General features: G+C 51.5%; 13 protein-coding genes. 4 read left to right on the top strand and 9 right to left on the bottom strand.

What is annotated here, in order from left to right:
* Positions 1 to 177: 177 nt before the first annotated feature.
* The gene (locus tag FEM44_RS19075; RefSeq protein WP_138159144.1) at positions 178 to 1,326 is read right to left on the bottom strand and encodes an MFS transporter; all 1,149 of its coding nucleotides are present in this window, start codon (positions 1,324 to 1,326) and stop codon (positions 178 to 180) included.
* 314 nt (positions 1,327 to 1,640) lie between these two features.
* Here FEM44_RS19075 and ycaC point away from each other — a divergent pair, with 314 nt between their 5' ends.
* Positions 1,641 to 2,267, top strand: a complete 627-nt coding sequence (gene ycaC / locus FEM44_RS19070) for an isochorismate family cysteine hydrolase YcaC (protein WP_012133028.1) — start codon at positions 1,641 to 1,643, stop codon at positions 2,265 to 2,267.
* Between the two features lie 35 nt (positions 2,268 to 2,302).
* Here the strand turns inward: ycaC and dmsC are convergent, their stop codons facing one another.
* The 8 genes from dmsC to lrp all read right to left on the bottom strand — a co-directional run bounded on the left by dmsC (position 2,303) and on the right by lrp (position 14,556).
* A complete protein-coding gene (gene dmsC, locus FEM44_RS19065) occupies positions 2,303 to 3,166 on the bottom strand; it encodes a dimethyl sulfoxide reductase anchor subunit DmsC (protein ID WP_135522919.1) in 864 nt (287 codons plus the stop codon).
* A gap of 1 nt (position 3,167) precedes the next feature.
* On the bottom strand, positions 3,168 to 3,785 hold the full coding sequence (gene dmsB / locus FEM44_RS19060) for a dimethylsulfoxide reductase iron-sulfur subunit DmsB (protein ID WP_000213094.1): 618 nt from the start codon (positions 3,783 to 3,785) through the stop codon (positions 3,168 to 3,170).
* A gap of 10 nt (positions 3,786 to 3,795) precedes the next feature.
* Positions 3,796 to 6,240: a dimethylsulfoxide reductase subunit A gene (gene dmsA, locus FEM44_RS19055; protein ID WP_135522920.1), complete on the bottom strand. Its 2,445-nt coding sequence runs from the start codon at positions 6,238 to 6,240 to the stop codon at positions 3,796 to 3,798.
* A gap of 238 nt (positions 6,241 to 6,478) precedes the next feature.
* Positions 6,479 to 7,771: a serine--tRNA ligase gene (gene serS / locus FEM44_RS19050; protein WP_135522921.1), complete on the bottom strand. Its 1,293-nt coding sequence runs from the start codon at positions 7,769 to 7,771 to the stop codon at positions 6,479 to 6,481.
* Between the two features lie 90 nt (positions 7,772 to 7,861).
* Complete coding sequence (gene rarA, locus FEM44_RS19045; RefSeq protein ID WP_135522922.1) at positions 7,862 to 9,205, bottom strand: replication-associated recombination protein RarA; 1,344 nt, start codon at positions 9,203 to 9,205, stop codon at positions 7,862 to 7,864.
* A gap of 10 nt (positions 9,206 to 9,215) precedes the next feature.
* Entirely contained in the window at positions 9,216 to 9,827 is a 612-nt protein-coding gene (gene lolA / locus FEM44_RS19040; protein ID WP_001295343.1) for an outer membrane lipoprotein chaperone LolA, read from the bottom strand.
* Positions 9,828 to 9,985: 158 nt separating this feature from the next.
* Positions 9,986 to 13,927 (bottom strand): DNA translocase FtsK, encoded by a 3,942-nt coding sequence (gene ftsK / locus FEM44_RS19035; RefSeq protein ID WP_138159142.1) that lies wholly within the window; start codon positions 13,925 to 13,927, stop codon positions 9,986 to 9,988.
* A gap of 134 nt (positions 13,928 to 14,061) precedes the next feature.
* Entirely contained in the window at positions 14,062 to 14,556 is a 495-nt protein-coding gene (gene lrp / locus FEM44_RS19030; protein ID WP_000228473.1) for a leucine-responsive transcriptional regulator Lrp, read from the bottom strand.
* 544 nt (positions 14,557 to 15,100) lie between these two features.
* On the opposite strand from lrp, the gene trxB reads away from it, so the two are divergent.
* The 3 genes from trxB (at position 15,101) to cydC (ending at position 19,677) form a co-directional block, all read left to right on the top strand.
* A complete protein-coding gene (gene trxB / locus FEM44_RS19025) occupies positions 15,101 to 16,066 on the top strand; it encodes a thioredoxin-disulfide reductase (RefSeq protein WP_130205283.1) in 966 nt (321 codons plus the stop codon).
* Positions 16,067 to 16,188: 122 nt separating this feature from the next.
* Positions 16,189 to 17,955, top strand: a complete 1,767-nt coding sequence (cydD, locus tag FEM44_RS19020; RefSeq protein ID WP_138159140.1) for a heme ABC transporter permease/ATP-binding protein CydD — start codon at positions 16,189 to 16,191, stop codon at positions 17,953 to 17,955.
* Positions 17,956 to 19,677 carry a heme ABC transporter ATP-binding protein/permease CydC gene (cydC, locus tag FEM44_RS19015; RefSeq protein WP_135522923.1) on the top strand — a complete coding sequence of 574 codons (1,722 nt, stop codon included), beginning with the start codon at positions 17,956 to 17,958 and terminating at the stop codon, positions 19,675 to 19,677.
* Positions 19,678 to 19,700 lie beyond the last annotated feature (23 nt).

The raw sequence follows: 19,700 nt of genomic DNA, 5'->3' as shown, positions 1-19,700 counted from the left end.
TCGGTAAAACGAGGGATTATGCGCGGCTAAGAAGAAGTACGAAAATAGCGGAATGAAAAATTATAACCTGCTGCACAATTTATTTTTCCATAAATGAAATTTGATAAAAGCAAGTTGTATAGAGGAAACAAAAAAACAGAGTGCGATACAGCATGTTCACACTCTACACTAATTCATTTACACATGAGCGACAGGTTTGGGTGTATGACCGGCGTTACGCAGCAGCATCAACAAGTAGATAAATGACACACTGGCAATCATAATAAATAACAGTTTATCGGAAAAATTCTGCATCAGTATGGCGGTAAAAGACGGACCAAGCAGACTACCGACTGTATAACTCAGCAGTAAAGCCTGATTCATCGCCACCAGTTGATGATGTTCAACCTTCTCACAAGCCCAGGCCATCGCTACCGGATACAGCGTGAACCCCGCAGCACCGAGAATAAACAATGAAGGCGCCATCGCAGCCTGGCTTAACATTGCAATACTACCAAGAATGACAACAAAAACCTGAACGCGCAGTACCAGTAGACGACCAAATTTATCCGCCAGACGCCCAATAGGCCACTGCCCAAGGATTCCTGCGCTGACCAGTACAGCCATCCAGAAACCGATGCTGGCGTTATTGATCCCCTGATGGTTAAGATACAATGGCATCAGACCATACAGAGATCCCAGGACAATCCCGGAGATAATACAGCCATTGACCCCAAGCCGTGCCTGGCGGAGTTTAAGCATTGATGTAATCGGCGTAGCCGGATGTTTTTCCGTTTGCTGATTCAGAATACGAGTAAACAACAACGGTAAGATGCCTGCCAGTATCAAACCCGTTGCCCACGGTAACACGGCCATCAGCTCAGTCGACACTTTGCTGACCAGTAACTGGCCTAAAAACGTCCCCACGTAATAAACCATCATATACGCAGCAAGCAGCCGCCCACGGTTACGGGACGTCCCACTGCACATCAGCGCGCTTTCCACCACAACCCAAATCATTGCGCAACCAACGCCTGCAACGAAACGCCAGGCAAGCCAGCTCCAGAAGCCAATCATCAAGCCAAGCCCGGCACAGCCCGCAGCAAAAATGAAGGAAGCAAGGTAATAGCTGCGATTAAACCCAAAGCGTTTAATGACATACCCTGTCAGTAAAGTACCGACCAGGTTGCCAGTAAAATAAGACGAACTGACGACGCCTACCTGCCATGTGGGCAAGTGTACCTGGGCGAGCCATAGCGGCACGAGTGTATTTAACACCGCGATCGCCAGAGTCAACAAAAGTAGGCCAGACAGCAAAAGCATGACAGGCCGGGTATACGTGGACATGAATGAAAACCGTGAGGAAGTTCAAATTTCATGCGCATCATGCCACCGCCAAAAACATTGTCAATGGGTGAAAATACGTACATAACGCAGCGGCTGTATTATCGATTTATATTACTCATTCATAACACTAATAACGAAAAGATAATCAGTCTCATCTAATTGTTTTTATTGATCTAACATAAAGTTCATATGGTTAGTTCAGTCGAAAAATTTCATGGTCACAGCAAACCTGAATTTCCCGTCTATGCTTTCAGGGCAACGCATCGCGTCTGAACGATTTCAGGCGTACCACTGACTCTCGAAAGGAGAAGAGAATGACCAAACCGTATGTTCGTCTCGATAAAAATGATGCTGCTGTTTTGTTAGTTGATCACCAGGCTGGTTTGCTTTCCCTTGTGCGGGATATTGACCCCGACAAATTCAAAAATAACGTGCTGGCGCTGGGTGACTTAGCAAAATATTTCAATCTCCCCACCATTCTCACCACCAGTTTTGAAACCGGCCCTAACGGCCCATTAGTCCCCGAGCTGAAAGCACAGTTTCCGGATGCGCCTTATATTGCGCGTCCTGGAAATATTAACGCCTGGGATAACGAAGATTTTGTCAAAGCAGTTAAAGCGACAGGTAAAAAACAACTGATTATTGCAGGGGTGGTAACCGAGGTTTGCGTAGCATTCCCGGCGCTTTCGGCTATTGAAGAAGGGTTTGATGTCTTTGTGGTAACCGACGCTTCTGGAACCTTTAACGAGATTACCCGGCATTCAGCGTGGGATCGTATGTCACAAGCTGGCGCTCAATTGATGACATGGTTCGGCGTGGCTTGTGAACTGCACCGCGACTGGCGTAACGATATTGAGGGACTGGCAACGTTGTTCTCTAATCACATTCCTGATTATCGTAATTTGATGACCAGTTATGACACGTTAACGAAACAGAAATAAGAGATAACCGGGGCCGAAACCCCGGTTATTACACCTTAACTGGCAACGGCCATGCCAACGGTCATATGCAAACCGTAGAATACCCCGCGGCCGATTAATTCCCCTGCGAGAAGCAGGATGAATGATACGGAAAGCAGAGGCACCGCAGGCTGAAAGCCTTTCACCTGTGGTGCAATCCACAAGCACAGTGCCACGGCCAAAAGCACAATCCGCCAGGACATCAGCGCACCGTAGTCAGGCACCAGTGCGGCAGCCTGTTGCACTGAACTATGAATGGTTGTCAGTTCTGCGCCCTGCATTATTGACATCACGCCACTCACCACCAGTGCCAACACGGAAATTGCAGGCAGCAGACGCATCGCCCATCCATCGACGCCAGCCAGGCTCAGCAACAGGTAACCCAGCAACGGGCCGCCCATAAACATGGTCAGGAAGAAGCCCATCGGCGTCCAGATACTGTACCAGGTCGGTACGGTATCGATGCTGTTATAGACACGCACCATCATCCAGACAAAGACCACGCCGAGAACCATCGTCACCACCAGCCAAAGCGTGCGTAATGCCGGTGACAATTTTTTCAGCATCGCCAACAACCAGCCGATTCCGCCTACGGCAAAAAAGATTGAACCGCTGGCGATTTCGTTACTCAGTGCTGAAGCCCCTACCCGGTTAAGCGAGTTAAAGGCGCGCATTGGTGAGCCAAGATGGAGCATAGAGGCGATAAACCCAATGCCCATCAGAACCCATAAGCCAAACATGCAGGCGATAACACGCTGCTGGGCTTCAGCTCGCAGGTCACCTTTGAGCAGTGCCAAAGCCAGAACGATAAAACCGCCCGCCACACATTGCCCGAAGACCGTGAAGATCATCAGCGGCCATTCATGCCATCCACTTCCCATCTCACACCTCCTTCGGGTTTGCCAGATAGCCTGTGGTATCCCCGGTTGGACGGCTATTGGCGTTAGGTTTGATCACAATATTCGGTTTGGTGAAGTGCGCACGCGGCAACGGCGCAACAGCCGCCAGATCGCCGTGTTTTTTACGCAGCTCGTCGATAGGACCGAAATCCAGCGCCCGTAGCGGGCAAGATTCAACGCAGATCGGTTTTTTACCTTCTGCGACGCGGTCATAACAACCATCACATTTGGTCATATGGCCTTTGGTTGCGTTGTACTGCGGTGCGCCATACGGGCAGGCCATATGGCAGTAACGACAGCCAATACACACATCTTCATCGACAACGACAAAACCATCTTCACGTTTATGCATCGCACCGCTTGGGCAGACTTTGGTACAAGCCGGATCTTCGCAGTGGTTGCATGAAATCGACAAATAGTAGGCAAATACGTTTTGATGCCAGACGCCGTTATCTTCCTGCCAGTCTCCACCAGCATATTCATAAATGCGGCGGAAACTAACTTCCGGCGTCAGATCTTTGTAGTCTTTACAGGCCAGCTCGCAGGTTTTGCAACCGGTGCAACGGCTGGAATCAATAAAAAATCCATACTGGGTTGTCATCGGTTACTCCTTACACCTTTTCAACCTGAACAAGGTTCGTATGTGATGGATTCCCCTTGGCAAGAGGAGACGGACGTTGAGTGGTCAGTACGTTAATACAACCGCCCTTATCGACACGTTTCGCATCCGGGTCATACCAGGCACCTTCGCCCAATGCGACCACGCCCGGCATCATTCGTGGCGTCACTTTCGCCTCAATATGGACTTCACCACGATCGTTAAAGATCCGCACCTTATCGCCGTTACTGATACCACGTTTTTGCGCATCAAGTGGGTTGATCCACATTTCCTGACGGCAAGCTGCTTTCAGCACGTCTACGTTACCGTAAGTCGAGTGAACACGAGATTTGTAATGGAACCCCGTAAGCTGCAGCGGATACTGTTTGTTGAGCGGATCCTGATAACTTTCAAAGCCCGGTGTATAGATCGGCAGAGGATCAATCACATCGCCTTCTGGCAATTCCCAGGTGGCGGCAATGTCAGCCAGCGCCTGTGAATAGATCTCAATTTTGCCCGATGGCGTGGTCAATGGATTAGCCTGCGGATCTTCACGGAAGGCTTTGTAAGCAACGTGATGCCCTTGCGGATCGCGCTTTTTAAAGATCCCCTGTTTGCGGAACTCTTCAAAGGTTGGCAGTTCCGGAATCGCTTCGCGCGACTGGGCATACAGGTGACGCATCCACTCTTCCTGGGTACGACCTTCAGTAAACTGTTGCTCGACGCCAAGACGTTTTGCCAGTTCGCTGGTCATCTCATAGATAGTCTTACATTCAAAGCGCGGTTTAATGACCTGGTCGTTGAAAATGACGTAAGACATATTCCCGCAGGATGCATCCAGCGCAAAGTCCATCTGTTCGGAGGCAGTGCAGTCCGGTAGCAGGATGTCAGCATATTTCGCCGATGAGGTCATGTGGCAGTCGACAACCACAATCAGCTCACACTTCTTATCATCCTGGAGGATTTCATGGGTACGGTTGATTTCCGAATGCTGGTTAATCAGGCAGTTACCGGCATAGTTCCAGATCATCTTGATCGGAACATCCAGCTTATCTTTCCCGCGCACACCATCACGCAGTGCCGTCATTTCCGGGCCACGTTCAATGGCATCGGTCCACATAAACATGGAAATGCTGGTCTGAATCGGGTTTTCCAGAGTAGGCATCCGCACAAACGGTAAGCTGTATGAACCTTCTCGCGCACCGCTGTTACCACCGTTAATACCGACGTTCCCGGTGAGGATTGTCAGCATCGAAATGGCACGCGTGGCGATTTCGCCGTTGGCATGGCGCTGCGGCCCCCACCCCTGGCTGATAAATGCCGGTTTGGTGCTACCGATTTCACGAGCAAGTTTGATGATTTTATCTGCCGGAATACCGGTAATTTGCGAGGCCCATTCCGGTGTTTTGGCAACACCGTCTGGCCCATCACCCAGAATATACGCTTTGTAGTGACCATTTTTCGGCGCGCTGGCAGGCAACGTTTTTTCGTCGTATCCGACACAATATTTGTCGAGGAATTCCTGATCAACCAGGTTTTCGGTAATCATGACATACGCCAGACCGTTAACCAGTGCCGCATCTGTTCCCGGACGAATCGGGATCCATTCATCTTCGCGTCCGGCGCCCGTATCGGTATAGCGCGGATCGATAATGATCATACGTGCATTTGATTTTTGCCGCGCCTGCTCCAGGTAATAGGTCACCCCGCCGCCGCTCATACGCGTCTCGCCAGGGTTGTTACCAAACAGCACCACCAGTTTACTGTTTTCGATATCTGACGGACTGTTGCCATCGGCCCAGCCGCCATAGGTATAGTTCAAACCTTCGGCTATTTGCGCCGAGGAGTAGTCACCATAATGGTTCAAATAACCGCCGCAGCAGTTCATCAGACGCGCTACCAGAGTATTTCCCGGCGGCCAGGAGCGGGTCATGGTGCCACCCAGCGTACCGGTGCCATAGTTCAGATAGATGGATTCGTTGCCGTACTCTTTGATCAGGCGCTGCATATTCGTGGCGATGATATCGTAGGCTTCTTCCCAACTAATACGCTCAAACTTACCTTCACCACGAGCACCTACTCGTTTCATCGGATATTTCAGGCGGTCGGGATTGTAAACGCGGCGACGCATAGAACGCCCACGCAGGCATGCGCGCACCTGGTGCAGTCCTTCGTAATTGTCATCCCCGGTATTATCCGTTTCGACATATTTTATTTCGCCGTCCACTACATGCATACGCAGAGGACAGCGGCTGCCACAGTTAACTGTACAGGCGCTCCATATCACCTTTTCGTCTGAATTTGCCGGAGCGACACTATTAGCAGCGTGCGCAATCCGGCTAAAGGGTAATGTTAACGCGCTGCTGGCCATCGCCAGGCCGCCGATCGCTGTCGTTTTTACCAAACCACGGCGACTCACCTCAGCAGCCAATACCGCATCAGGAATTTTCGTTTTCATAATGGCTCACTCAAGCTTGCTTACGATTGATTCCAGTAACAAACCGTCTTGTGTAATTATTTTCATAGCGGAACGCTATATAGGCTTGTATACATCGAATAATTTGAAAATCAACGGGATAGGTAGATTTTCACTCGAAAGTAGTATTGCGCTTAAGTCAGCTGTAATTCTTGTTTGGTATCAAAGGGAGATAAAAAAAGCGCCCGCAGGCGCTTTTTAGATTCAGAATAGTTGGATATTAGCCGATATATTCCAGTCCGTTCATATACGGGCGCAGAACTTCTGGTACTTCAATACGACCATCAGCCTGCTGATAGTTTTCCATTACCGCAACCAGCGTACGACCAACAGCCAGACCAGAACCGTTCAGGGTATGAACCAGACGGGTTTTCTTGTCAGACTTACTGCGGCAACGTGCCTGCATACGACGCGCCTGGAAATCCCAGACGTTGGAGCAGGAAGAGATCTCGCGGTAGGTGTTCTGTGCCGGGATCCATACTTCCAGGTCGTAAGTTTTGCAAGCGCCAAAGCCCATGTCGCCAGTGCAAAGGATGATTTTGCGGTACGGCAGGCCCAGCAGTTGCAGGACTTTCTCCGCATGACCAGTCATCTCTTCAAGTGCCGCCATTGAATCTTCCGGACGCACGATCTGAACCATTTCAACTTTGTCGAACTGGTGCATACGAATCAGACCACGGGTATCACGACCATAAGAACCGGCTTCAGAACGGAAGCATGGGGTATGAGCGGTCATTTTGATCGGCAGATCATCTTCATCGATGATTTCACCGCGAACCAGGTTGGTCAGCGGAACTTCTGCAGTTGGGATCAGCGCGTAGTTACTGGTATCAGCTTCTTCTTCCAGCGGACGAGTATGGAACAGATCGCCAGCAAACTTCGGCAACTGACCCGTACCGTACAGCGTATCCTGGTTAACCAGGTACGGGACATAGTTTTCGCTATAGCCATGCTGCTCGGTGTGCAGGTCCAGCATAAACTGCGACAGTGCGCGGTGCATGCGAGCGATCTGCCCTTTCATCACCACAAAGCGCGAACCTGTCAGCTTAACCGCTGCCGCAAAGTCGAGGCCGGAGTGCATTTCACCCAGCGTCACGTGGTCACGAACTTCGAAGTCAAATTCACGCGGGGTACCCCAGCGGCTGACTTCAACGTTGTCATTTTCATCTTTACCAACCGGCACTTCATCTGCAGGCAGGTTAGGGATTGTCAGCGCGATATCGCGAATTTCAGCCTGTAAAGCATCCAGCTCGGCTTTTGCTGCATCCAGCTCTTCGCCCAGTTTGTTCACTTCCAGACGTAAAGGCTCGATATCTTCCCCGCGCGCTTTCGCCTGGCCGATGGATTTCGATCGAGAGTTACGCTCTGCTTGCAGGTTTTCCGTTTTGACCTGCAATACTTTACGACGCTCTTCGAGAGCGCCCAGCTTATCTACATCCAGCTTAAAGCCCCGGCGTGCCAGTTTTTCAGCGACTGCGTCTGGCGCATTACGCAGCAGATTGGGATCGAGCATGCTTATCCTGTGCTTATCGAATTAAATGGGAGATGTGGCCACAGCCTGCGACCACAGGGATACAGTAACAACATTACCGCAACGATAACATTAACGGTAGCGTTTTATGGGGCTATTTTGATCCTGTTCAGCCAGCCAGGCGAGCTTTTCGCCAATCTTGCCTTCAAGGCCTCTGTTTGTCGGGAAATAATAGCGCGTTTGTGCTATTTCCGGCGGGAAGTAAACCTCACCGGCAGCATAAGCGTTTGCTTCATCGTGGGCGTAACGATATTCCTGCCCGTAGCCCATTTCCTTCATCAGTTTGGTTGGCGCATTACGCAGGTGTACCGGCACGTCATAATCCGGACGTTCGCGGGCATCAGCTAACGCGGCTTTAAACGCGGTGTAGACAGCGTTACTTTTTGGCGCACAAGCGAGATAAACAATCGCCTGGGCAATGGCACGTTCACCTTCTGCCGGGCCTACGCGGGTAAAGCAATCCCAGGCAGCAATCGCCACCTGCATTGCCCGCGGATCGGCATTACCGATATCTTCTGAAGCAATCGCCAGGCAGCGACGTGCGACATATAACGGATCACCGCCCGCAGTAATAATCCGCGCATACCAGTACAGCGCTGCATCGGGTGCGCTACCGCGTACCGATTTATGCAGCGCGGAAATCAGATCGTAAAAGCGATCACCTTTGTTATCAAAACGAGCGCTACGCTCACCAGCAATTTCGGTGAGTAACTCACGCTTCAGGACACGTTTGCCGCTGTCATCGACTTCGGCCATATCCGCCATCATTTCCAGCGTATTTAACGCCCGGCGCGCGTCGCCATTCACCAGTTCAGCAATCGCGCGGCGTGTTTCATCTGGCAGAACAATATCCTGCCCACCGTAGCCGCGGGTTTTGTCTTCCATCGCCTGAGTCAGTACTTGCTCTATATCCTCGGTGGTCAGGGATTTGAGCAAATAGACACGAGCACGGGAAAGCAGCGCCGAATTAAGCTCAAACGACGGGTTTTCAGTGGTTGCGCCAATAAACGTGATGGTGCCATCTTCAATGTGCGGCAGAAACGCGTCCTGTTGGCTTTTATTAAAGCGATGCACTTCATCGACAAACAAAATGGTACGGCGACCGGCATTGCGGTTTTGCCGCGCGCGCTCTATCGCTTCGCGAATTTCTTTCACGCCAGAGGTGACAGCAGAAATACGTTCCACATCAGCATTTGCATAGCGGGCGATCACTTCCGCAAGGGTCGTTTTACCGGTTCCCGGCGGCCCCCAGAGGATCATGGAATGCAGATGTCCGGCTTCGATAGCGCGCGGCAACGGCTTCCCCGCAGCCAGCAAATGTTGCTGACCGATATACTGTGCTAAATTTTCTGGCCGCATACGTGCGGCCAGAGGTTGAAAAGTATTATCCGAAAAATCGAGCGACAAATTGCTCACTCAAGTGCCTCTACTTACGTTGATCATCTACCGTTACGCCTTGCGGCGGGGTGAAGGTAAATTTCGCTGCATCCACAGCACCGTTTTGCTGGGATTTCAGCTGATAACTGCTGCGTTGATCGTCCTGTTCCACCGCGCTGAATTGATGGATGGTGCCATCACGGCCCACGTTAATAGTGAACTGCTTCAGATTGCCATTGCTGGCTTTCGGCGTCAGAACAAAATCATCACCGTTCTGTTTGATGTTGTACTGCTGCCAGTCGCTGGACTGGTTACGTGCGATCAGCATAAATGGCGTATTCCCGGTGGCATCTTTCAGCCAGGTCGCCGTAGCCTGTTCAACAAACGGGTTATAGAACCACAATGTTTTACCGTCGGAAACCAGAATGCTTTCATCAGGTTGCGTCATATGCCAGTTGAATAAGTTTGGACGTTTCACCCACAGATCGCCCTGACCTTCCTGCACCGCCGCGCCGCTACCGTCAGTCACTTTTTGTGTGAAGCTGGCGTGGAAGCTGCTGACTTTATCCAGACGGCTTTTCAGATCGCTTGCGGCATCAGCCCAAACACTGGACGCCACTAAACTTGAGAGTAATGCACAGGTGATGGCAATTTTTTTCATCATTGTTCCTCAAATTACGTCACTCCCGATCGGGAGTTCCCTCTACTCTCTATTCCAGGCTAATAATCAGCTTGAGGAAAGAAGAAAATACTGAATTTTCAGTTGATAGAGTGCCGGATGCGACGCTATCGCGTCTTATCCGGCCTACGATGCACTAATTAGTCAAACGGTGGCGGGGCCAGCACTTCACGATTACCGTTGTGACCCTGTTCGCTGACGATCCCTTGCGCTTCCATCTGTTCAACAATGCGTGCAGCACGGTTGTAACCGATGCGGAACTGACGCTGAACACCAGAAATAGACGCTTTGCGTTTTTCAGTGACAAACGCCACCGCCTGATCGAACAGCGGATCCAGTTCTTCAGCACCGTCGAAACCACCAGCACCGCCTTCGCTTTCGCTGTCGGAGGTGATGCCATCTACATACTGCGGACGACCACGCGCTTTCCAGTCCTGCACCACGGCATGAACTTCCTGATCGCGAACAAAAGCACCATGGACACGTACCGGCATGGTTGAGTTCGGCCCGGAGTAAAGCATATCCCCCATACCGAGCAGTGATTCCGCACCAGCCTGATCAAGAATGGTACGTGAGTCGATCTTGCTGGATACAGTAAAGGCGATACGGGTTGGAATGTTCGCTTTAATCAGCCCCGTAATAACATCCACCGAAGGGCGCTGCGTTGCCAGCACGAGGTGAATACCTGCGGCACGGGCTTTTTGCGCCAGACGCGCAATCAACTCTTCCACTTTTTTACCTACCGTCATCATCAGGTCGGCAAATTCATCCACCAGAACTACAATGTACGGCTCTTTTTTCAGCACTGGATGCTGGGCATCCATACTGTCACCTGGCTTCCAGTACGGGTCTGGAATCGGACGCATCATTCGGTCCGCTTCAGCAATTTTTTCGTTATACCCCGCAAGATTACGCACCCCCAGGGCCGACATCAGCTTATAACGGCGTTCCATTTCATTTACGCACCAGCGCAGAGCGTTGGCAGCATCTTTCATGTCGGTAACGACTTCCGTTAACAGATGCGGGATGCCTTCATAAACCGAAAGCTCCAGCATTTTCGGGTCGATCATAATGAAACGAACATCTTCCGGCTGCGCTTTATAGAGCATGCTCAGGATCATGGCGTTTACTCCCACCGACTTACCGGAACCAGTGGTCCCCGCAACCAGCAAGTGAGGCATTTTAGCCAGATCGGCTACGACCGGATCGCCTGCGATATCTTTACCCAAAACAATCGTCAGCGGCGATGGGTTATCACGGAACTTCGCGTTATCCAGCACTTCGCGCAGATAAACGGTTTGTCGTTTTTTGTTCGGCAACTCCAGACCTACGTAAGGTTTGCCAGGAATGACTTCAACCACACGCACCGCCACGGTCGACAATGAACGGGCAAGGTCGCGTGACAGGTTAGAAATACGTGCGGCTTTTACGCCCGGCGCCAGGTTCAACTCAAAACGGGTGATTACAGGTCCTGGTGAATAATTGACCACATCAGCTTTAATGCGGAAATCGGCCAGCCGTGCTTCTACCAGACGCGCCATTTGCTCAAGCGCAAAGGTATCTACTGGCTCAACTTCGCTTGGCGGTGGTGTCAGCAAATCCAGCGAAGGTAGTGGCGTCGTTGGTTTATGCAACGGACGGCTATCACCGTTGCGCATTAACAACGGATGAAGCAGGGTATCCTGCGGCTGTGGCGCTACCGGTTGCTGCGGCGGCTGATATTGCGGCTGCGGCGCTACTGGCTGCTGTGGCTGCTGATACTGCTGCTGCGGCGCCACCGGTTGTTGCGGCTGCTGATACTGCGGCTGCGGCGCCACCGGTTGTTGCGGCTGCTGATATTGCTGCTGCGGCGCCACCGGTTGTTGCGGTTCAACAATGGGCGTAAACAGTGGCTCGTGTGGGCCATCATCCACCAACGCTTTCATCGGTGAAAATTCAAAATCATTCAGCGAGAATGGATTTGCTCCCGCAGGTTGTTCACCGGAATAACGTTGCTGCTGAGTCTGGGCAAACTGACGAGCCAGTTCAGCCTCTGCCGCTGCATCTTCAGGGTTAACTGGCGCATCATGCTGATACTGTTCACCATAGCGTTGCTGCTGTGCCTGGGCAAACTGACGTGCCAACTCATCTTGCTGCATCGCATCGATTTCATCATCGTTATACTGTTCGCCAGAATCGTATTGATTGCGCTGTGCTTCGCGAGCTTTCTCTTCGGCGGCTCGTTGTGAAGGTAGTTTAATGCCATACGATGCCAGTTCACGACGAGTCGGAACACGAATACGCTTTGGTCGTGGCAACTGCGGGCCTATCCCCTCTTTCACTTGTGGTCGAGGTCCACCGCTATTTGCCAGGCTAAAAACAGGTGCAGCAACCGTTGCGGCGGCCCCCGTCGCCAGAGTCGCTTTCTTCACGCCCGATGCCAGCGGCGAAACAGCAGCCACGGCTTCTACCGGAGGGACTGCAGCAGCAGTCGGCGATGACTGAACAGATTTAGCTGACTGAACAGGTCTAACAGGCTCAGGTTCTTTAACTGGTTCAGGAATAGGCTGATACCAGGCGGCGAGCTGTTCACGTTCGCGCGCACGCTTCTCTTCAACTTCTTCAAAATAGTAAAGCGGCGGACGCGCAGGTTTTGTTTCTTCAGCAACCGGTTCAGGCTCCACAATAGGCGGCTGCTCAACCGGGTGCGGCTGTTGACGCAACGTCTCCTGAACGGCTGGCTGCTGGTAATTTTGCTCAGGCTGGTATGTAGACTGCGCCGCAAAAGTGGATTGCGCCCCTTCGGCTTGCCACGCGTTATTAGCCACTGGCTGTTCAGGCACTGGTGCATAATATGGCTGCTGAATCGACTGTTCAGGCACTGGTGCGTAATATGGTTGTTGAACAGGTTGTTCCGCAGCAGGCGCATAATATGGCTGCTGTGACTGCACAGGTTGTTGCGGATAACCTTCCGGCGCAGGGGCAATGACCGGCTCGCCCGTTTGCGGCCCTGGCGCAGGCTGCCAGGCAACAGCAGGTTGAGCAGGTGGAACATCAACCGACGCAACAGGCGGCGTCTGAGTAACAGGTTCAACCGGAGCTGCCCAGCTTTGCGTCGCCGTGGTAGCAGCAGCTGCCGCAGCAACAGGTTCGGTGATTGGTGCACCGTTTAATAATGGATCGTATTCGTCATATTCTGGCTGCGTTGCACGGTTGCCCGAAAAGAGGACATCATCAGGATCAGCGACCACGCCGCGCGCAGTGTAGGTAATGTCGTCTTCATCATCCATCCGCTTACCCGAGAACAATGCAGCGTCTGTTTGCCGCCCCATCGGATTAATGAATTTTTCCGCCAGACGTTTACGACGCGCTAACGCGCCACGAAGAATACGAGCACGGCGCGATTCATGCTGTTTGCCGTTTTTTTCGTCTTCATACTCTTCGTCGTCTTCATACTCTTCTTCATCAACCCAGGTATCATCGCGACGAGTGCGGTTACTGGCGAAAGTGAGGATGTTTAAAATCCAGCCCCCCAGTTTTTCGGCAATGGTCACCCAGGACCAGCCGGTAAACAGCGTCAGGCCAGCCGCCCAAACACAGAGCAGCGCAATGGTCCCACCACTGCTGTGCAACAGCGGCTGCAGCGTAGTGCTTAATAAACTACCGATTACACCACCGGAGGCAAAATACCAGATGTCGTCCGCGTTGATTGCCGCAAGGCCACAGGACGTAAGGATAAGCGCCAGCACGCCAATAATTCTTAGCGAAACGGCGAAATAGTCAACGTACTCATCGCTGGACTGATGACGCCAGGCAAACCAACAGCCGCCAACAATAATGACCGGGATGGTGTAAGCCATCACGCCAAAAATGAAGAACAGCGTATCTGCCAGCCACGCGCCAGGCGTCCCGCCTAAATTATGGATAGGCTCATGCCAGGCCGTTTGCGACCAGCTGGGGTCCGAAGGGTTAAAGCTTAATAAGGCTGCCATCAACCAGACGGCAAACAGGACAATAAGAATCAGCAACGCCTCCAGAAGTCGGCGCCCGCTGCTTAACTTTGTCAATGTGACTTCTTTGTCTTCAGTGTATTCCTGGCTCAAGAAAGGCTCTCCAGGTTACAGGCTTTTCCTGCCCGATGCTAAAACGGACAACAGCACCAGGTTACCCCAGTACTGTTGCTGTATGGATTAACAGGAGTGTAATCAAAATACGCTTATTTTGCACCTGTTCCGTGTTAGCGCGTCTTAATAACCAGACGATTACTCTGCTTGACTTCTTCCATAACAACGTATGTCCGTGTGTCATTGACGCCAGGCAGACGCAGCAGGGTTTCCCCTAGCAGCTTACGATAAGCTGACATATCCGGCACGCGTGTTTTCAACAGGTAGTCGAAATCACCGGATACTAAATGACACTCCTGAATTTCTTCAAGTTTTTGCACAGCAGTATTGAATTGTTCAAACACATCCGGAGCGCCACGATTCAGAGTAATCTCAACGAATACCAGAAGTGATGCATCCAGATAATGCGGGTTCAACAGCGCCGTATAGCCCTGAATAAACCCTTGTCTTTCCAGCCGACGCACACGCTCAAGGCACGGCGTTGGGGAAAGTCCCACACGTTTAGAAAGCTCGACGTTAGAAATACGCCCATCCTTTTGCAACTCATTAAGAATGTTACGATCGATACGGTCGAGATCTTTGCCAGGGCGCTTCTTGCTATCTACCATTATTATTGTCTCTCTGTATTCCTTCCCTACTCCTGTCTGACCCTGAAGACATCACTGTTCAGAGTCGCTACCTGTCACGATAGACCGAAATCATTAAGATTCACGGCTCGCAATGCCTGGGTCTACGGTGAGAAGACCGTTGCCTTGAGGCAGCTATCGACATCACGAATGGCGTCTGTCCACGCCATGCGTAGATTTCACTAGCACGGTAAACATGGTATTTACATGCATGATTATGCGCACATAACAATACTGTTTTTTTCTTCCTCGAATGTTTTCGCAAAACACCAGGTGATTGTCAAAGCAAAACATCGTTTTTTAGTACAACATGCCAGTTATTCATTAACAGTGACGTTTAATCATCATTTAATCGGCTTATAAACCGGAAAAATTAAGTAGCAGACGTGATAATGACGGGAGAATTTGACACGATTATCGCTTTTGACGATTGCACAAATCGTTAACAAAATCGTCATACTCTTTTTTTACGTCTGTAAATTCCCTACAATCCTGCCCATTGTCTGCCAACAACTATGGGGATCTCATGGGCACGACCAAACACAGTAAACTGCTTATCCTGGGCTCAGGCCCGGCAGGATATACCGCGGCTGTCTACGCGGCACGCGCCAACCTGCAACCGGTGCTGATTACCGGCATGGAAAAAGGCGGCCAGCTGACGACGACCACTGAAGTAGAAAACTGGCCAGGAGATCCAAATGATCTGACCGGCCCGTTGCTCATGGAACGCATGCATGAACATGCTACCAAGTTTGAAACTGAAATTATTTTTGACCACATCAATAAAGTGGATTTGCAGAATCGTCCGTTCCGCCTGACTGGCGATAACGGCGAATATACCTGCGATGCGCTGATTATTGCCACCGGGGCTTCTGCACGCTATCTCGGCCTGCCCTCTGAAGAGGCTTTTAAAGGTCGTGGTGTCTCTGCCTGTGCGACCTGCGATGGATTCTTCTATCGTAACCAAAAAGTGGCGGTTATCGGCGGCGGCAATACTGCTGTTGAAGAGGCGCTGTATCTGTCTAACATCGCTTCCGAAGTACATTTGATCCACCGCCGCGATGGTTTCCGTGCGGAAAAAATCCTCATTAAGCGTCTTATGGACAAAGTGGAGAACGGCAACATCATTCTGCACACCAACCGTACGCTGGAAGAAGTGATCGGCGATCAGATGGGCGTCACTGGCGTTCGTCTGCGCGATACGCAAAACAGCGATAATATCGAGTCTCTCGACGTTGCTGGTCTGTTTGTTGCTATCGGTCACAGTCCGAACACGGCTATTTTTGAAGGACAACTGGAACTGGAAAACGGCTACATCAAAGTGCAGTCGGGTATTCATGGTAATGCCACCCAGACCAGCATTCCGGGTGTCTTTGCCGCAGGTGACGTGATGGATCATATTTATCGCCAGGCCATTACTTCTGCCGGTACAGGCTGCATGGCAGCACTTGATGCGGAACGCTACCTCGACGGTTTAGCTGACGCAAAATAATTTTACAAATCAGTAACAAAAGTAAAGAAGGCGACACCATGCGACTATGGGTCGCCTTTATTTTTTCCCCGTTGTAACATTGCTCTGCAAATAATTCTGATAACTCACCTGCTAAGCGTGCAATGAATAAATCCCGTCAAAAAGAGTTAACCCGCTGGTTAAAACAGCAAAGCGTCATCTCCCAACGTTGGCTGAATATTTCTCGTCTGCTGGGCTTTGTGAGCGGCATATTAATAATTGCCCAGGCCTGGTTTATGGCGCGAATTCTGCAACATATGATCATGGAGAACATCCCCCGAGAAGCCTTGCTACTTCCCTTTACCTTGCTGGTGATGACCTTTGTGCTGCGTGCATGGGTGGTCTGGTTACGCGAACGGGTGGGCTATCACGCCGGGCAACATATTCGTTTTGCCATCCGCCGCCAGGTTCTTGACCGTTTGCAGCAGGCGGGGCCTGCCTGGATTCAGGGCAAACCTGCGGGGAGCTGGGCGACGCTGGTGCTCGAGCAAATTGACGATATGCATGATTACTACGCTCGCTACCTACCGCAAATGGCGCTGGCAGTCTCAGTGCCACTACTGATTGTCGTCGCAATTTTCCCTTCTAACTGGGCCGCGGCACTTATTTTACTCGGCACTGCACCGTTAATTCCGTTGTTTATGGCTTTAGTTGGGATGGGGGCTGCCGATGCTAACCGACGCAACTTTCTCGCGCTTGCTCGCTTAAGTGGGCATTTTCTCGATCGTCTGCGCGGCATGGAAACCCTGCGTATTTTTGGTCGTGGCGAGGCTGAAATTGAAAGTATCCGTTCTGCTTCGGAAGATTTTCGCCAACGGACGATGGAAGTATTACGCCTGGCGTTTTTATCCTCCGGTATTCTTGAATTCTTTACCTCGCTGTCGATTGCCCTGGTCGCGGTGTACTTTGGTTTCTCTTATCTTGGTGAGCTGGATTTCGGTCACTACAGCACGGGCGTGACGTTGGCTGCGGGCTTCCTTGCGTTGATCCTCGCCCCCGAGTTTTTCCAGCCGTTACGTGATCTCGGCACATTTTATCATGCCAAAGCCCAGGCTGTTGGCGCGGCTGATAGCCTGAAAACATTTATGGAAACACCGCTCGCCCATCCACAACGTGGTGATGTTGAGTTAACGTCTACCGAACCAGTGACCATTGAAGCCAAAGATCTGTTCATCACATCGCCTGAAGGTAAAACGCTGGCTGGCCCGCTGAACTTTACACTACCTGCAGGCAAACGTGCGGTACTGGTAGGACGAAGCGGATCCGGGAAAAGTTCACTATTAAATGCGCTTTCCGGTTTTCTCTCTTATCAAGGCTCGCTGCAGATCAACGGCATTGAATTGCGGGATTTATCTCCGGAATCATGGCGAAAACATCTCTCATGGGTTGGCCAGAATCCGCAATTACCCGCGGCAACAGTACGAGACAATGTGCTGCTGGCACGACCGGATGCCAGCGAGCAAGAGTTACAAACGGCCCTGGATAACGCCTGGGTCAGTGAGTTTCTGCCGCTCCTGCCGCAAGGCGTCGATACTCCCGTGGGTGATCAGGCAGCCCGCCTTTCCGTAGGTCAGGCACAACGTGTGGCTGTAGCACGTGCATTACTTCATCCCTGCTCACTGTTATTACTGGATGAACCTGCAGCCAGCCTCGATGCACATAGCGAGCAGCGTGTGATGCAGGCGCTAAACGCTGCCTCGCAGCGCCAGACAACGCTGATGGTCACCCACCAGTTAGAAGATCTCGCTGACTGGGATGTCATTTGGGTGATGCAGGATGGCCAAATTATCGAGCAAGGTTGTTACGCTGATTTAAGCGTGGCTAACGGTCCATTCGCCACGTTGCTGGCCCACCGTCAGGAGGAGATTTAAATGCGCGCGTTACTTCCTTATCTGGCTCTATATAAGCGTCATAAGTGGATGTTAAGCCTTGGTATTGTGCTGGCAATTGTCACACTGCTCGCCAGTATCGGCTTGTTGACGCTTTCTGGTTGGTTCCTCTCCGCTTCGGCAGTGGCGGGAGTTGCAGGGCTGTACAGCTTTAACTACATGCTGCCTGCCGCAGGTGTACGTGGCGCGGCAATCACCCGCACTGCCGGGCGTTATTTTGAACGTCTGGTGAGTCACGACGCGACTTTCCGCGTGTTGCAGCATTTGCGCATTTACACCTTCAGCAAGCTGTTGCCTCTCTCCCCTGCCGGGCTGGCCCGCTATCGCCAGGGCGAATTGCTCAACCGCGTCGTCGCCGATGTTGATACGCTCGATCATCTTTACTTGCGCGTTATCTCACCGCTGGTAGGGGCTTTTGTGGTAATTATGGTGGTGACTGTCGGGTTAAGTTTTCTTGATTTCACCCTCGCCTTCACGCTGGGCGGCATTATGTTGCTGACGCTTTTCCTGATGCCGCCGCTGTTTTATCGAGCGGGAAAAAGCACCGGGCAAAACCTTACCCATCTTCGCGGTCAGTATCGCCAACAGTTAACCGCCTGGCTGCAAGGGCAAGCTGAACTGACCATTTTTGGTGCCAGCGATCGTTATCGTACGCAGTTAGAGAACACCGAAATTCAGTGGCTGGAAGCGCAGCGTCGTCAGTCCGAACTGACCGCGCTCTCGCAGGCAATTATGCTGTTGATTGGCGCGCTGGCGGTGATTCTGATGCTATGGATGGCCTCCGGCGGCGTTGCCGGTAATAGCCAGCCAGGCGCATTGATTGCGCTGTTTGTCTTCTGTGCATTGGCTGCATTCGAAGCCCTGGCTCCGGTGACAGGTGCATTTCAACATCTGGGGCAAGTTATTGCTTCTGCCGTGCGTATCACTGACTTAACGGACCAAAAACCAGAAGTGACCTTCCCGGATATTCAGTCCGCCGTTCCTGAGCAGGTTTGCCTGACGTTACGGGATGTTGCGTTCACTTATCCGGAACAATCCCAACAAGCGCTTAAAGGGATTTCTCTTCAGGCAAATGCCGGCGAACATATTGCGATTCTCGGGCGAACCGGATGCGGAAAATCAACGTTGTTACAACTGCTAACCCGCGCATGGGACCCGCAACAGGGTGAGATTTTGCTTAACGGCAGCCCGATCTCTGACCTGAATGAATCGACATTGCGCCAGACCATCAGCGTTGTGCCACAGCGAGTGCATCTGTTTAGCGCCACACTGCGCGATAATCTGTTACTCGCCGCACCTGGCGCTACTGATGAGACTCTTGCTGAAATTCTCCGTCGCGTCGGTCTGGAGAAACTACTCGAAGACACAGGGCTCAACAGTTGGTTGGGAGAAGGCGGGCGTCAGCTTTCCGGCGGCGAACTGCGTCGTCTGGCTATCGCCCGTGCGCTATTGCACGATGCGCCGTTAGTATTGCTGGATGAACCAACCGAAGGCTTAGATGCCACGACTGAAAGTCAGATCCTCGAATTACTGGCTGAAATGATGCGTGAGAAAACGCTATTGACGGTTACACATCGGCTGCGTGGACTTTCACATTTTCAGCAAATAATAGTGATGGACAACGGGCAAATTATTGAACAAGGTACCCATGCAGAACTGCTTGCCAGACAGGGGCGTTATTACCAGTTTAAGCAGGGTTTGTAAGCTATTATTGAACGATCCGACTT

The organism is Escherichia sp. E4742, from assembly GCF_005843885.1.
Taxonomy (GTDB): Bacteria; Pseudomonadota; Gammaproteobacteria; order Enterobacterales; family Enterobacteriaceae; genus Escherichia.
The sequence above is the reverse complement of the archived record's forward strand: the minus strand, read 5'-3'. Positions and strand labels throughout refer to the sequence as shown.

Excerpts from the sequence above, each read along its gene's own strand:
- FEM44_RS19075 (WP_138159144.1), bottom strand. The coding sequence starts at position 1,326 with ATGTCCACGTATACCCGGCCTGTCATGCTTTTGCTGTCTGGCCTACTT.
- ycaC (WP_012133028.1), top strand. The coding sequence starts at position 1,641 with ATGACCAAACCGTATGTTCGTCTCGATAAAAATGATGCTGCTGTTTTG.
- dmsC (WP_135522919.1), bottom strand. The coding sequence starts at position 3,166 with ATGGGAAGTGGATGGCATGAATGGCCGCTGATGATCTTCACGGTCTTC.
- dmsB (WP_000213094.1), bottom strand. The coding sequence starts at position 3,785 with ATGACAACCCAGTATGGATTTTTTATTGATTCCAGCCGTTGCACCGGT.
- dmsA (WP_135522920.1), bottom strand. The coding sequence starts at position 6,240 with ATGAAAACGAAAATTCCTGATGCGGTATTGGCTGCTGAGGTGAGTCGC.
- serS (WP_135522921.1), bottom strand. The coding sequence starts at position 7,771 with ATGCTCGATCCCAATCTGCTGCGTAATGCGCCAGACGCAGTCGCTGAA.
- lolA (WP_001295343.1), bottom strand. The coding sequence starts at position 9,827 with ATGAAAAAAATTGCCATCACCTGTGCATTACTCTCAAGTTTAGTGGCG.
- lrp (WP_000228473.1), bottom strand. The coding sequence starts at position 14,556 with ATGGTAGATAGCAAGAAGCGCCCTGGCAAAGATCTCGACCGTATCGAT.
- trxB (WP_130205283.1), top strand. The coding sequence starts at position 15,101 with ATGGGCACGACCAAACACAGTAAACTGCTTATCCTGGGCTCAGGCCCG.
- cydD (WP_138159140.1), top strand. The coding sequence starts at position 16,189 with ATGAATAAATCCCGTCAAAAAGAGTTAACCCGCTGGTTAAAACAGCAA.
- cydC (WP_135522923.1), top strand. The coding sequence starts at position 17,956 with ATGCGCGCGTTACTTCCTTATCTGGCTCTATATAAGCGTCATAAGTGG.